The 15,078-nt window shown below is 32.2% G+C and carries 13 protein-coding genes; all 13 read left to right on the plus strand.

Features of this window, described 5'->3' with window-relative positions; translation table 11 throughout:
* Positions 1–108: 108 nt before the first annotated feature.
* The 13 genes from FA727_RS13055 to FA727_RS13115 all read left to right on the plus strand — a co-directional run bounded on the left by FA727_RS13055 (position 109) and on the right by FA727_RS13115 (position 15,058).
* Positions 109–1,176: a glycosyltransferase family 2 protein gene (locus tag FA727_RS13055; RefSeq protein WP_158318855.1), complete on the plus strand. Its 1,068-nt coding sequence runs from the start codon at positions 109–111 to the stop codon at positions 1,174–1,176.
* 43 nt (positions 1,177–1,219) lie between these two features.
* A complete protein-coding gene (gene wzx / locus FA727_RS13060) occupies positions 1,220–2,626 on the plus strand; it encodes an O-unit flippase-like protein (protein ID WP_136831445.1) in 1,407 nt (468 codons plus the stop codon).
* A 176-nt stretch (positions 2,627–2,802) separates the two neighbouring features.
* Entirely contained in the window at positions 2,803–3,606 is an 804-nt protein-coding gene (rfbF, locus tag FA727_RS13065) for a glucose-1-phosphate cytidylyltransferase (RefSeq protein WP_136831447.1), read from the plus strand.
* Positions 3,603–4,682 carry a CDP-glucose 4,6-dehydratase gene (gene rfbG, locus FA727_RS13070; RefSeq protein WP_136831449.1) on the plus strand — a complete coding sequence of 360 codons (1,080 nt, stop codon included), beginning with the start codon at positions 3,603–3,605 and terminating at the stop codon, positions 4,680–4,682. Before rfbF ends, rfbG begins: the two co-directional genes overlap by 4 nt.
* 1 nt (position 4,683) lies before the next feature.
* Positions 4,684–5,229: a dTDP-4-dehydrorhamnose 3,5-epimerase gene (rfbC, locus tag FA727_RS13075; protein ID WP_194138530.1), complete on the plus strand. Its 546-nt coding sequence runs from the start codon at positions 4,684–4,686 to the stop codon at positions 5,227–5,229.
* A complete protein-coding gene (locus FA727_RS13080) occupies positions 5,192–6,142 on the plus strand; it encodes an NAD-dependent epimerase/dehydratase family protein (protein ID WP_136831452.1) in 951 nt (316 codons plus the stop codon). The genes rfbC and FA727_RS13080 overlap by 38 nt, the downstream gene beginning before the upstream one ends.
* A gap of 5 nt (positions 6,143–6,147) precedes the next feature.
* A complete protein-coding gene (rfbH, locus tag FA727_RS13085; protein WP_246041881.1) occupies positions 6,148–7,659 on the plus strand; it encodes a lipopolysaccharide biosynthesis protein RfbH in 1,512 nt (503 codons plus the stop codon).
* Between the two features lie 283 nt (positions 7,660–7,942).
* Positions 7,943–9,070 (plus strand): hypothetical protein, encoded by a 1,128-nt coding sequence (locus FA727_RS13090; protein ID WP_158318857.1) that lies wholly within the window; start codon positions 7,943–7,945, stop codon positions 9,068–9,070.
* 327 nt (positions 9,071–9,397) lie between these two features.
* Positions 9,398–10,282 carry a UTP--glucose-1-phosphate uridylyltransferase GalU gene (gene galU / locus FA727_RS13095; RefSeq protein WP_136831456.1) on the plus strand — a complete coding sequence of 295 codons (885 nt, stop codon included), beginning with the start codon at positions 9,398–9,400 and terminating at the stop codon, positions 10,280–10,282.
* Positions 10,283–10,326: 44 nt separating this feature from the next.
* Positions 10,327–10,995: a sugar transferase gene (locus FA727_RS13100; protein WP_438646628.1), complete on the plus strand. Its 669-nt coding sequence runs from the start codon at positions 10,327–10,329 to the stop codon at positions 10,993–10,995.
* A 385-nt stretch (positions 10,996–11,380) separates the two neighbouring features.
* Positions 11,381–12,544: a glycosyltransferase family 4 protein gene (locus FA727_RS13105; RefSeq protein ID WP_136831458.1), complete on the plus strand. Its 1,164-nt coding sequence runs from the start codon at positions 11,381–11,383 to the stop codon at positions 12,542–12,544.
* Positions 12,541–13,674 (plus strand): glycosyltransferase family 4 protein, encoded by a 1,134-nt coding sequence (locus tag FA727_RS13110; protein ID WP_136831460.1) that lies wholly within the window; start codon positions 12,541–12,543, stop codon positions 13,672–13,674. The genes FA727_RS13105 and FA727_RS13110 overlap by 4 nt, the downstream gene beginning before the upstream one ends.
* A 1-nt stretch (position 13,675) precedes the next feature.
* A complete protein-coding gene (locus FA727_RS13115; protein WP_136831462.1) occupies positions 13,676–15,058 on the plus strand; it encodes a sugar phosphate nucleotidyltransferase in 1,383 nt (460 codons plus the stop codon).
* Positions 15,059–15,078 lie beyond the last annotated feature (20 nt).

Consider the following 15,078-nt stretch of genomic DNA (forward strand, 5'->3'; position numbering starts at 1 on the left):
TAAAATAAGATAGCTATTGCATTCAAAGAGTATTTAGATAATATTAATAAATGATTAGGATTAATAAGAATCTGGATTTTTGATAAAGTACTAAAAAGGATGGATACAATGAGAGTTATTCAAAAGTCCGATGATAATTTCATAAAATTTAATGACGTTGAATCTGTGTTAATACACGGGGATAAGAGTAAAATTAAACAACCATTTATTACAATAGCAATTCCTACATATCGCAGACATATTTTATTGAAAGAGGCTATAGATAGTGCTTTGAATCAATTAAACCCTAATTGTGAATATGAAGTCATTATTGTTGATAATGAAGTAAGTTATGGTGTTGTGACTGAAACAGAGAAACTAATAAAGGGGTATTCTAATAATAAATTACTATATTATAGAAATAGTGATAATATTGGAATGGCTGGTAATTGGAATAGATGTTTTGAATTAGCAAGGGGTAAATGGGTTGCCTTCCTACATGATGATGACCTTCTTGTGAATGATTATTTATTTAAGGTTTCAAAACTGCTAGACAAAAAAAAAAAAATTGGAGCATTGGTATCAAGTTTTGAAATTATTGGGGAAAATAATAGAACAAAAAAAGATAGTAAGTTGGAGAGGGTAACTAAAAAGTTATTTGTGAGATTTGGGAAGAATAAATTAATGAGAATTCGACCACTAGATACAAAAATATGGAATAGTAATATATATGGTCCTCCTACTTGCGGAGCATTATTCTATAAAGACTATGCTTTAAAACAGGGGGGATTTGATGAGGATAATTTTCCTTCATTGGATTGGTTTTTCTTGTTCAATTTTAATAAGAAATATAAGGTGTATAAACCACTTGATAAACTAGGTTTTTACAGAGTTATTGATAATGAGTCCTTAAACCCTAAAACATTAAGGGCGTTTGTTAAAGATGCTGCAGACTTTAGAGAAATAAATAGAAAAAGTTATCTAATTGGAAAGCTGATGTTCAAGTTTTTTAAGTATGAACAACATGCGGTGATAATTGATTGGGTGATGGATTTAGGGAAGTCTTCAGAATTAAAAGCTGAAGAATTTAACAATCTCTGCAAATATAAAATAAGACCAATCTTGCTATCTCTTTATAAAAGGGCCTTTAGGATATATTGGATTATCAAGAGAATAATGGCAATGATTTTTGGATAAGAACTGGTCTCTTATTTGTAAAATAGTAAAAGGAAGAATTTTAATGGCTATAAATATTACAAAGAAAGATATCATATGGAATTACGCAGGGAACATTCTCAATATTGGGATGAATATTTTTTTATTACCTGTAATTCTACTAATGCTTAATTCTCAAGAAATTGGACTTTGGTATGTGTTCTCTAGTATATCAGCATTAGCTATGCTGATTGATTTTGGGTTTTCACCAACCATTATGAGAAACGTTTCATATTCATGGAGTGGAGCAAAAGAATTATTAACTGAGGGAACTATGCTGTCAGAGCTTAATGAAAAACCAAATTATTATTTATTGAGAGCAATCATAGTATCAAGTAAAAAAATATACGCCGTTTTATCGACAGTTTCAGGATTACTACTTTTTAGTTTAGGAACAATATATATATACAGTTTATTACCAGATGATAAAACAAATTCTCTCATAGCGTGGTTTATATATATTTTAGCAACAATAATCAATCTGTATTATAGTTACTGGAACCCTCTTCTTAAAGGAATAGGAGCAATAAAAGAAGATAATCAGGCTTTGGTTATTTCCAGGCTGACCTACGTCGTTTTTTCTATTATAGGGTTACTTCTAGGAGGAGGCCTCATATGGCTATCGCTAATGTATTTAATATCGGGTGTGATATTGAGGGTACTTGCAAAAAAATATTTTTCGAAAAAAGTTAGACATGAAGATATTAATGCTGATCCTGGGAACGGGTATAGTTTTAAAACAGTATTTTCAATAATATGGCCGAATGCTAAAAAGCTAGGTGTTGTAACAATTGGAGCGTGGCTAATTACTAGATCTACTACCTTGATATGTGCAACTTACCTTGGATTAGATGTTACTGCACAATATGGTTTGAGTATGCAAGTCCTTGGGATTATAGGGAGTTTTTCATCTATACTGTTTAATAGTTATATCCCTGAGTTAGCATCCTTGAAAATGAGTATAAATAGTAACACTAGATACCTTCTAATATTTTCTAGAGCAATTACTACACAATGGATTTTGGGGATAGTTGGAATATTAGGGGTAGTATTAGTTGGACCATTTGCTTTAAATATAATTGGTTCGAATTCAACATTACTACCAAACAATATTTTAATTGTATTAGGATTAGTATTATTTTTAGAATGGAATCATTCAACATTTGCTACACTAATAACTATGTCAAACACGGTACCATTCGTACAAGCTTCTGTTTTTTCAGGTGTTGGAATTGTCGTAATTTCTTTAATCCTGCTTGAATACACAAATATGGGGATATTAGGTGTAATTCTTTCACAAGGGATAATACAGGCGAGTTACAATAACTGGAAATGGCCACTATGGGTATTAAGAGAGAATAATATTACTGTTCTTAGAATATTGAAATTATCATTTAGGAAAATAAAGGAAGTTGTTTTAAAACAAAGGTAGGTCGTACAATTGAAACTATAGAGAATTTTTGAAACGTGGTTTATTCTTTTATTATATGGAGTCGTTACTAAAAGTTTATATGAATGATCTGATTCATAACAATAACATCTACACGTATATATGATAAAATATTGATCTTGTGAAATAATTAACCAAAAAATTCTAGAGGTGATTTTATGAAGGTTGTTTTACTAGCTGGGGGATTTGGAACACGTATAAGTGAGGAGTCCCATCTTAAACCAAAACCAATGATAGAAATAGGTGGAAAGCCTATATTGTGGCATATTATGAAAATCTATTCTGAGTATGGTTTTAATGATTTTGTAATATGTCTTGGTTATAAATCTTTCTATATCAAAGAATATTTTGCACACTATTTTTTGCACGAGTCAGATGTTACCTTCGATTTTAGAAACGGAAACAAGCAAATTATACATAATGTTAATGCTGAGCCTTGGAAAGTAACACTTGTTGATACTGGTTTAGAAACAATGACAGGTGGTCGTTTAAAAAGAGTGAAACAATATCTTGATAATGAAACCTTTATGCTTACATATGGTGATGGTGTTTCAGATGTTAATATAAAAGAATTGGTTGAATTCCACAAAACTCATGGAAAGTTAGCTACAGTAACTACGACTCAACCGAGTGGAAGGTTTGGTGCGTTAGCATTAGGTGACAACAATGAAGTTACCGCTTTTCAAGAAAAGCCTCAAGGAGACGGCGGATGGGTAAATGCAGGTTACTTTGTTATGGAACCTGAAGTAATTGATTATATAGATGGGGACGATACGATTCTCGAAAAAGCACCCTTAGAGAATTTAGCTTTAGATGGACAACTTAGTGCTTTTAAGCATACTGGTTATTGGCAACCCATGGATACTCTTAGGGATAAAAATCACTTGGAATCACTTTGGGTGAAAAATGAAGCTCCATGGAAACTGTGGAGAAATAATAATGGCGTGGTGAATAACTATTGATTACAAGTTCATTTTGGAAAGATAAAAGAGTGTTTTTAACAGGTCATACAGGATTTAAAGGTTCGTGGCTATCTATTTGGTTACATCAAATGGGAGCTTTAGTAACAGGTTATTCTTTAAATCCCCCTACCGATCCTTCTTTATTTAAAGCGGCAGAGGTAGAAGGGATAGTAAATTCAATAATCGGTGATGTGAGAGATGCAAATTCACTTGAAAAAGCGATGATAAATGCTAATCCGGAAATTGTAATTCACATGGCAGCTCAACCACTTGTTAGGGAGTCATATAAGAATCCTGTAGAAACTTATTCTACCAATGTTATGGGTACTGTAAACCTCTTCGAGAGCATTAGAAAATGTTCATCAGTAAGAGTCGTCATTAATGTTACAACGGATAAGTGTTATGAGAATAAAGAATGGGTATGGGGTTACCGTGAAAATGAACCAATGGGGGGATATGACCCATATTCAAATAGTAAGGCATGCTCAGAACTTGTGACATCATCCTATCGAAGTTCATTTTTTAATCAGGAGAATTATAGTATTCATGGTGTTGCGGTGGCCACAGCACGAGCAGGTAATGTAATTGGTGGTGGAGATTGGGCAGTAGATCGGCTTATCCCAGATTGTGTGAATTCTTTAATTAATAGTGCTCCGATTATTATCCGAAATCCAGATTCAATTCGACCTTGGCAACATGTTCTTGAACCTTTGAGTGGCTACTTACTCCTAGCTGAAAAATTATATAAAAATGGTCCTGAATATGCAGAGGCATGGAATTTTGGACCAAATGACGATGATGCAAGACCGGTCGAATGGATAGTTAGTAAAATGATAGAAAATTGGAATGGTCAAGCTACATATCAATTGGATACAGATAACCAACCTCATGAAGCAGGTTATTTGAAATTAGATTGCTCAAAAGCGAAGTTAAAATTAGGATGGAAACCACGTTGGACTTTAGAAACTACTATAGAAAAAATAGTTGAATGGGTAATGGCTTATCAAAATGGTGATAATGTAAGAAATATCTGCCAAAAACAATTAAAAGAATATCTTGTATGTAAGGTGAAATAAATTGATAAAAACATTGAGAAAGACAAAAATACCTGGAGTATATGAATTGATTAACAATCAATTTAATGATCAAAGAGGTAGTTTCGTTAAAAAGTTTCACGAGAATGATTTTGAAGAAAATGGGCTACAATCTGATTTTAAAGAGCAGTATTTTTCAGTATCCAAAAAAGGAGTTTTTCGGGGATTTCACTTTCAAACTCCACCAGAGGATCATGTTAAACTCGTTTACTGTGTTCAAGGTGAGGTATTGGATATCGTTGTAGATTTACGTAAGAGTTCTCCTACTTTTGGACTATATGTAACTTTTGATTTAAGTGCTGAAGAAGGAAATAGTATATATATTCCTAAGGGATGTGCACATGGTTTTTTCGTTAAAAGCGAGCAGGCTATATTAGTTTATAACGTTACTACAGTATATTCTCCTATACATGATACTGGAATACATTGGAGTTCCGTTAAGGTACCAGAATTAAATTCTGAAATGATTATTTCTGAAAGAGATAATCATTTTGATTCTTTGGAAAATTATAAAAGCCCATTTAATTAAAGGAAAGAATGTGAAGTATATGTCGTTTACAGTTTTAATTACTGGGGGTACTGGATTTATAGGTTCTAATCTAGTACGGGAATATTTAAAGCGAAATGCCGAAGTACATCTGATTATTAGAGAAGAATCAAACTTAACACAGATCGCAGATGTAAAATCAAAACTACATCTTCATATATACGATGGACGATTTGACTCCTTGGATATCGCAATTCAAAAAATTAAGCCAAATGTTGTATTTCATTTAGCTTCCTTATATATTACTGAACATCAGCCTGGAGATATAACGACTTTGATACAAAGTAATATAACATTTGGAACACATCTAGTGGAGGCGATGGTTAAAAATGGCGTTAAACATCTGATTAATACCGGGACATCTTGGCAACATTATCATAATGAATCTTATAATCCTGTTAATTTATACGCAGCTACAAAAGAAGCATTTGAAAAAATTATTAAATATTATGTAGAATCTTATGAATTAAAATATACCACATTAAAATTATTTGATACATATGGGCCCAATGATCCTAGAAAAAAATTATTTTATTTATTAAAGCAGCGTAGCAATACTAGTCAACCATTAGACATGTCTCCAGGTGAACAGCAAATTGATATTGTATATGTGGATGATGTAGTAAAAGCTTTCATTATTGCGGCTGATAGCTTGAATAAAGGGTTAATAAATCAAAAGTATTTTGCAATATCATCTGGTAACCCAATTAGGCTAAGAGATTTGATTGATCTATATAAAGAGATCATGGATGTTGAGCTTCCTATAAATTGGGGAGGTAGAGCATATAGAAAACGTGAAGTTATGGAGACATGGAATCAGGGAGAAAGGTTGCCTGGGTGGGAACCGAAGGTTTCATTAACAGAAGGAATTTTAGCTCTTAATAACAAAAATTGAGTGGAGTGTTGAAGTTGATTGGTGAAGTAATAAAGTATGAAGGACGAATGATAGCGATCGTTGATAAGGGTACAAAAATTATTACTGGATTTGAATGTGAGTTTCTTGGAGACTCTTACAATTTGAATTTTGATAATAAAGAGGAATTTACAGTTTCAGAATTAATGAATGCTGAACAGGTCGGCAATCTAAACCAAAAATTGCTTGAGCAAGCAAAAAGAAAAATTATTTTCAACCAAGTAGAAGAATTTCATAAATTATTTCACCAACGTGAAGATTTTGTACCGGGTGAATCCAATTTAAGTTATGCAGGGAAGATATATGATAAGGATGAAATGATAGCTCTAACAGACGCATCTCTGGATTTTTGGTTAACTGCAGGTCGCTTTTACAAGGAGTTTGAAAAAAGCTTTGCGAAGTATTTAGGTGTACGATATGCGCTGTTAACTACGTCTGGATCCTCAGCGAATTTATTGGCTGTATCTAGTTTGACTTCCCCGAAGCTTGGTGATAAAAGGTTGAAGCGTGGGGATGAGGTCATTACCGTAGCAGCTGGTTTTCCAACAACAGTAACACCAATTGTTCAAAATGGATTGATTCCTGTATTTGTAGATGTTGACTTGGCTACGTATAATATATCTGCTGATCAAATAGAACAAGCAGTTTCTGATAAGACAAAGGCTATTGTAATAGCACATACGATGGGGAATCCCTTTAACCTAGATGAAGTAATGCGAGTAGCTGGAAAATATAATCTCTGGGTAATTGAAGATAATTGTGATGCGTTAGGTGCCAAATATAATGGGAAATTGACAGGTACAATTGGTCACATTGGAACATCAAGTTTTTATCCACCGCATCACATGACAATGGGAGAAGGTGGTGCTGTTTACACAAATGATCCAAAACTAAAAATGATTATTGAATCATTTAGAGATTGGGGTCGTGACTGTTGGTGTCCATCTGGTTGTGATAACACTTGTAAAAAACGCTTTGATTGGCAACTTGGTCAATTACCACGAGGTTATGACCATAAATACACTTATTCGCATATAGGTTATAATTTAAAAGTAACAGATATGCAAGCAGCTATTGGTTTAGAACAGTTAAAAAAATTGCCAATGTTTATAGAGAAACGAAATCGTAATTTTGACCGTTTAAAAAATAATCTTAAATCAATTGAGAATGATATCATTTTACCAGAAGCAACACCTAATAGTGAACCTAGTTGGTTTGGGTTTGTTATGACAGTAAAAGATGGTGACAAGATATCAAGGAATAGAATTACACAATATCTTGAAGAAAATAAGGTCCAAACAAGAATGCTTTTTGCAGGAAATTTGACTAAGCAACCGGCCTTTGAGGGTGTTGAATACCGGTTAGCAAGTGATCTTAAGAATACCGATAAGATTATGAATAATACCTTTTTAGTTGGAGTATATCCTGGCTTAACAGAAGAAATGATCGATTATATGAGTGAGAAAATCATAGAGGCCGTGGGTTATGCAAAACTATAGAATGTCATAATTATGGCGCTTTCTTGTTGCGTATATTTAGGACTTGTATAATAATGCTTACTTTAAAATTTAATTAGGGAAGAAAAAAAGACTATTTTTTCTTCTCTTACTTAATTTTTATGGCTCCGACATAATTGGAAGTTAACTTCTGATTAGGGTAAAATTGGTGGTGAGAAAAATGCTAAACAAGTTAAAATTTGACATAAATATAAACAAATTGTGGGATTTCTTTATTCTATCAAGTTTAATCGTTGCGCTCTATTATTATTCATTTCGATATCCTTTGAAAATTAATGATTCTGATACTAGTCCGGTATACGTAGATACTCCCCCTATTTTACAATATGGTAAGTATGTAATCATTTTAATATTTATTGTTTTGTTCTTAACGATGGTCATAAAGTTTAAAATAAGAGCCAATGTACGAAAATTCAGAACATGGGAAATTTTTCTTGCGGTTTTCCTATTAATAATTCCTATGATTTCGTTTTTATTCGTGAAAAATCCTTACTTACTACAAGTTGGAATATTTTTCTCTATACTTGTAATTTTTTATCTATTCCCCTTTTCAAAAATAAATGTAAATAAGATTAATAAATATATATTGTTATTTATTTTGGCATCCATTGCAGTGGAAATTATACAATTATTTAATTTTTTTGCTTTCGAAAGATTGCCAGCATTAGGATATCATAATTCAATTTCTGTAAGATTTGGTTCGCTTTGGGACGATCCAAACTCATTTGCTTTGATTATACCGATGTTAATCGTATTTGTTTATGTGGGGAAATTTAATAATTTGATGAAATATTTACTTATTATAGCTTTATTATTTATGTTGTTATTAACTCAGTCATTAACAGGAATAGCCACTTTTATAGTAAGTTTACCTGTTGTCATGTTTATACTATTTGTTTTTACAAAACATGAAAAGTTTCTAAAAGCTCTTAAATTGAATATAACAATTTATGTTGTATGTTTATTTCTATTCTTTATTTTTGTGTATCCAACAGAATTCATTCAAAAGTTCCTTTCGTTAAAACAAGGGAGTATATCGGGTCACTTAGAAGGTCTAGATGCTTTTATCAACACAGGGTTACTTGATTATATCGGCCTGAATCCACGAGGTATTCTGGCTGAAACAGGATATATCAACTTATTGCTAAATTTTGGGATTTTTTATCTTTTTGCATATGTTTTTATTGGATTGTCTTCGATTTATAGGATAATCTATATCATTAAGAATAATGTAGATAAGCAAGGCTTAGAGCTATACTATGGCTTGTTATTTTTCTTAGTTGCATATCTTATTTCACTAGTAAATCTACCTGTTGAAGAAATTTTTCCCATATCATTAATTTATGTTTTAAGCATTGTCTTATCCTATTCCAAGAATAGTATAGAGCATTAAAAGACTGAGGATTATAAACCGATCTTTTTGTATATTTAAGTCCTCTGTATAACCTTAGATAGATCTAAGTAAAGGCTTCCTTAAAGATATCGTTTTTAACGATAAAGAGGAAGCCTCCTTTTTTTGTTACCAAATTGTAAAATATACAGATATATCTATAATTTAAAGTAAAGGATATGTTATGATAAGATAGACAAAATGTTACAATTTTTTCACTAAGGTAAGATTAGTGAAAAAATTGTAACAAATTTCCTATTTAAATAGACTGCTTATTCATGTTAAGATGAATAGGTCTTAAGTCCTTTTGTTTTTTAAAGGAGGTAAATTATGAAGAAAATTAGAAAAGCGATTATTCCTGCTGCAGGATTAGGAACAAGGTTTTTACCTGCAACAAAGGCTATGCCTAAAGAAATGTTACCTATTGTAGATAAGCCTACAATTCAATATATAATAGAAGAGGCTGTCAATTCTGGTATCGAGGATATTATTATTGTTACTGGAAAAGGCAAACGTGCAATAGAAGACCATTTTGATAATGCATTTGAATTAGAGCAAAATTTAATTGAAAAAGGGAAGTTTGAACTTTTAGAAAGAGTTAAAGAGCCATCCAATTTGGCAAATATTCATTATATTAGACAACAAGAACCAAAAGGTTTGGGGCATGCGGTCTGGTGTGCTCGAAGCTTTATTGGAGATGAACCTTTTGCTGTATTACTTGGGGATGATATAGTAGAAAGTAAAACCCCTTGTTTAAAACAATTAATTAATCAATATGAATTAACCTCTTCCTCCATAATTGGGATACAAAGAGTTGATCCTCGTGATACACATCGTTATGGAATTGTTAATCCAATTGATCAAAAAGAACGGATATATAGAGTAGGGAGCTTTGTGGAAAAACCTAGTCCTGGTACGGCTCCATCTGATTTAGCAATAATGGGTAGATATGTATTAACTCCTGAAATCTTTACATTCTTAGAAGAACAACAGATTGGTACGGGTGGAGAAATTCAATTAACAGATGCAATTGAGAGTTTAAACAAAGTCCAAGATGTTTATGCTTACGATTTTGAGGGAACTCGCTTTGATGTAGGGGAAAAAATTGGTTTTATTAAAACAACTATTGAATTTGCACTTAAACATGAAGATCTAAAAGAGGAAGTTTATAGGTACCTTAAAGAGATATTTGAAGAATCTAGTGTGAGAGGGTGAATTTAATGCAAGAAACACAAATGAATATAAGAGAAGTTGTCATCATTCCAAAAAAACAACAAGTATATAATTCTACCCCGAAAGAAATAGTTCTTTTTAATCTATATTTATTTATAAAGAGATTAATAGATATAGTGGGTGCATTATTTGGTCTTTTATTAACAAGTCCTATTTTTCTTATTATTTCGTTATTATACTTGTTTGGGGAAAATAAAGGACCAATAGTTTTCAAACAATCAAGAATAGGCGAAAATGGAAAAGAGTTTAAAATTTATAAATTCAGATCTATGGTAGTTAATGCAGAGGAAAAGTTAAAGACCAATAAATTGTTATATGCAAAATATATCAAAAATAGTTATAAGCTTGAACCAGAGGAGGACCCAAGGATTACTAAGACAGGAAGATTCCTTAGGAAGACTAGCTTGGATGAACTCCCACAACTTATTAATGTTTTAAAAGGAAATATGAGTTTAGTAGGACCAAGGCCAGTTGTAACTGACGAATTAAAAGAATATAAAGAAAAAGTATCAGATTTTTTATCAGTTAAGCCAGGTATTACAGGTTATTGGCAAGTTAGTGGTAGAAGCAATGTGCACTATCCAGAGAGAGTTAATGTTGAATTACATTATGTATATCATCAGTCTCTTTTGTTAGATATTAAAATATTACTTAAAACAATAACAGCTGTTTTTTTAAGAAGAGGCGCTTTCTAAAAGTAAATTTTCTTCTTAAATTTCTATTTTAGATTCCTAAGAATAACTCAATTATTATTATAGTAAGAAATTTCCACGTTTTATTGAGGACGTGGAAATCTTTTTGAATGGAGATTTATTATTCTTAGAAAAAATAAATGTATTCGAATAAGTAATGTGAGAGAATATATATGGTTCTTATGGTTTATTATAAAAACTAGCTTATATTTAAACCCTATATTAAAATTCCAAAAATATAGGGTTTATTTTTGCTCTACTTTTTGATTATCAACTTTATATAAATATTTTAAGGTATAGACTCTCTATAAAAGAATGATTTGGATTAGTTTAGTCATAATAAGCTGTATAATTATTCTTTCTTATAAAAGGTAATGGTGAGAATTAAATGGATTTATTTAAAGTAAATTTTATACATAATTCACTTATAGCAACAGTAAATTTTTCAGACTTACCGAAAGAAAGTAAGCAGAAAAAGAAATTCGTTATTGATATTAGGATGTGGAGACATTCGGGAATCGGTACATATATAAAAAGCACAGTACTAAGAGTAATAAATGCGTTTCCAAATGTTGAGTTCACTTTAATAATTGGGATAGATTTTGATGAAAAGGAATTAAACTGGCCAAATAACGTTTCTTTCCTATTGTTTTCTTCTTCAATTTATACAATAAGAGAGCAAATTGAGTTTATTAAAAAAGTAAATGGACGATATGACTATTTTTGGTCGCCTCATTACAATATACCTATATTCTTTATGGGTAAACTATTTGCTACTGTACATGATGTATTTCATTTAGCTATTCCACAGTACAATAAAGGGCTTAAGAAAATATATGCGAGAATTTTATTTACTGTATTAAGATTCAGAGCAAAAAAGATCTTTACAGTATCAGAATTTACTAAACAAGAGTTAATCAAATATATTGGCGTAAAACCGAAAAAAATAATTGCAATTTCGAATGGAATTGAGGAAGAATGGTTTGCTCTTCCGCAATCAGAAAGAGTTCTTGAAAAGCCATATGTTTTATATGTAGGAAATGTTAAACCACATAAAAATTTGATTTCACTAATTCAAGCATTTAAATTGATAAAAGATGAAATTAAACAAGATCTTGTAATAGTTGGGAAAAAGGAAGGATTTATTACAGGTGACAAATTTATTGGTAAAGCTGCCGAAGAACTGTCAGATAGAATAGTTTTTACTGGTTACGTCTCCGACGAATTATTAAAAAGGTACTATAAACATGCGGATGTTTTAGTCTTCCCTTCCATCTACGAAGGTTTTGGATTGCCGCCTTTAGAAGCAATGGCGGTAAATTGTCCGACAATAGTTTCTAATAAAGCATCTATTCCGGAAGTGTGTGAAGATGCATCTTTATATATTGATCCCCATAATCCGATGGATATAGCGGAAAAAATATTATTGGTGCTTAAGAACGAAGAAATTAAGAAGGATTTGATCGGTAGAGGAAAAGCTCACGTGAAAAAATTTAAATGGAGAAATACTTCAGAGCAAATTATTCAAGAGTTTAAAGAGGTGCTTAAATGAAAATTGCTGTGGTACACGATTGGTTTGTCACATACGCGGGAGCTGAAAAAGTAGTAGAACGGATATTCGATATTTTTCCAGAAGCCGATCTTTTTTCACTAGTAGATTTCATACCTGATGGCCAAAGGGATTTTATTAAAAATAAAAAAGTTCAGACAAGTTTTATTCAAAAACTTCCGTTTTCCAATAAAAAATATCGGGCTTACCTGCCATTCATGCCCGTGGCGATTGAGCAACTTGATGTTTCGAAGTACGATTTAGTTATTTCAAGCTCACATGCGGTCGCTAAAGGAATAATTACAGGTCCAGATCAAATTCATATTTCGTATGTGCATTCTCCAATTCGCTATGCCTGGGATCTTCAACATCAATATCTTAAAGAATCTGGTTTAGAGAAAGGTTTAAAAGGATGGATTGCAAAAGGAATTCTTCATTACATAAGAAATTGGGATTATCGAACGGCCAATAATGTGGACTATTTCTTGGCCAATTCAAAATTTATTGGTAGAAGAATTTGGAGAGTATACCGAAGAGAAGCAAATGTTATTTATCCACCGGTCGACGTTACAGCATTTTTGTTAAATGAGAAAAAAGAAGATTTTTATATGACAGCGTCGAGAATGGTGCCTTATAAAAAAATAGATTTGATTGTTAAAGCCTTTACAAAAATGGCAGATAAAAAGCTAGTTGTCATTGGTGATGGTCCTGACTTTCAGAAAATAAAACAAGTAGCCGGACCGAATGTAGAATTACTAGGTTATCAAGAATTTAGTGTTCTTAAAGATTATATGCAAAGAGCGAAGGCATTTGTTTTTGCCGCAGAAGAGGATTTTGGAATAACACCAGTTGAAGCTCAGGCATGTGGTACACCAGTTATTGCTTATGGTAAAGGTGGAGCATTAGAAACGGTTAACGGTTTAAATTCTGACATACCAACTGGTTTATTTTTTGCTGAACAAACCGAAGAAAGTATTATAGAAGCAGTACAAAAATTTGAACAAAATCAACATAACTTTGTCCCGATAGAGATAAGGAAGCACGCTTTAAAATTTTCGCCTGAAAGATTTAAAGAAGAATTAAAGAGTTTTGTCGACGAAGCGGTAATGACAAAAAAGGAAAGGGGATTATAGAGTGAAGCTTGTCTTATTATCAGGAGGCTCAGGTAAACGTTTGTGGCCCTTATCCAACGACTCTCGCTCCAAGCAATTTTTAAAAATATTAGAAGGTCAAGATGGAGAATATGTCTCCATGGTTCAAAGGGTATATAAACAATTAGAGGCAGTGAATTTAAATCATTCATCTGTGATTGCGACCAGTAAATCACAAGTTGAGATGATACAAAGTCAGCTAGGAACAGAAGTTTCAATCGTGATTGAGCCTGAAAGAAGAGACACCTATCCAGCTATAGCTTTGTCCGCAGCATATTTATACTCAGAGAAAAATACTGATTTAGAAGAAGTTATTGCTGTACTACCGGTAGACCCTTATGTTGATGATGATTTTTTTGAGAAAGTAGCTCAATTAGAACAAGTAGTTGTGGAATCAAACGCTGATTTAGCATTAATGGGGGTTACACCAACCTACCCATCCTCAAAGTACGGATATATCATTCCGAGACAAGATGAAGATCAAAAGTCTTATTTTTCCGTCAGTCATTTTAAGGAAAAGCCAAGCGAAAAAGAAGCTGAGGCTTTAATTGCAGAGAATGCATTGTGGAATTGTGGAGTGTTTGCATTTAAACTCAAGTATATTATTAATATGGTGGAGAAAGCAGGCCTTCCAACTTCATATCCAGAATTACTAAAAACGTATAATAAATTACCGAAAAATAGTTTCGATTATGAAGTAGTTGAAAAAGCTAACAGTATAGTCGCATTACCATATGATGGGTATTGGAAGGATCTTGGTACTTGGAATACGCTAACCGAAGAGATGGGAATTAATCTCATTGGGAAAGGAAAAATAAGCGATGACAGCCAAAATACTCATTTAGTTAATGAGTTAGATATACCGGTTGCTATTCTAGGTGTGTCGGATTTATTAGTAGCAGCTTCACCAGACGGTATTTTAGTAACAGAAAAATCGGCTAGCCCACGCTTAAAAGAAATAATCAATGATTTTAATCAAAGACCTATGTATGAAGAAAGACGTTGGGGAACCTATAAGGTCTTAGACCATACAAAGTTTGAGAATGGGCCAGAAGTCATCACGAAAAAAATAATAATCAAAGCGAATAGAAATTTAAGTTATCAGTTGCATGATAAACGAACTGAAGTATGGACTGTCCTTAATGGTCAAGGTGAAGTTATACTAAACGATAAAATAAAAAATGTGAGTGCTGGAGATATTATTGAAGTTCCTATTGGAACAAAACATGCAATTCGGGCAATCACAGATTTAGAAATTATAGAAGTTCAAAGTGGGACGGAATTAGTAAAAGAAGATACGATCAGGCTGGAGTTAGACTGGGATAAAATCATAGAACTTTGTGAATCAACCAGTTCAGAAAAATAAGTGAAAAGCCTTCTTAACAT

The sequence above is a fragment of the Robertmurraya kyonggiensis genome (assembly GCF_005116465.1).
GTDB lineage: Bacteria > Bacillota > Bacilli > Bacillales > Cytobacillaceae > Robertmurraya > Robertmurraya kyonggiensis.

Coding starts and splice junctions, on each gene's coding strand:
- FA727_RS13055 (WP_158318855.1), top strand. CDS start 109: ATGAGAGTTATTCAAAAGTCCGATGATAATTTCATAAAATTTAATGAC.
- wzx (WP_136831445.1), top strand. CDS start 1,220: ATGGCTATAAATATTACAAAGAAAGATATCATATGGAATTACGCAGGG.
- rfbF (WP_136831447.1), top strand. CDS start 2,803: ATGAAGGTTGTTTTACTAGCTGGGGGATTTGGAACACGTATAAGTGAG.
- galU (WP_136831456.1), top strand. CDS start 9,398: ATGAAGAAAATTAGAAAAGCGATTATTCCTGCTGCAGGATTAGGAACA.
- FA727_RS13105 (WP_136831458.1), top strand. CDS start 11,381: ATGGATTTATTTAAAGTAAATTTTATACATAATTCACTTATAGCAACA.
- FA727_RS13110 (WP_136831460.1), top strand. CDS start 12,541: ATGAAAATTGCTGTGGTACACGATTGGTTTGTCACATACGCGGGAGCT.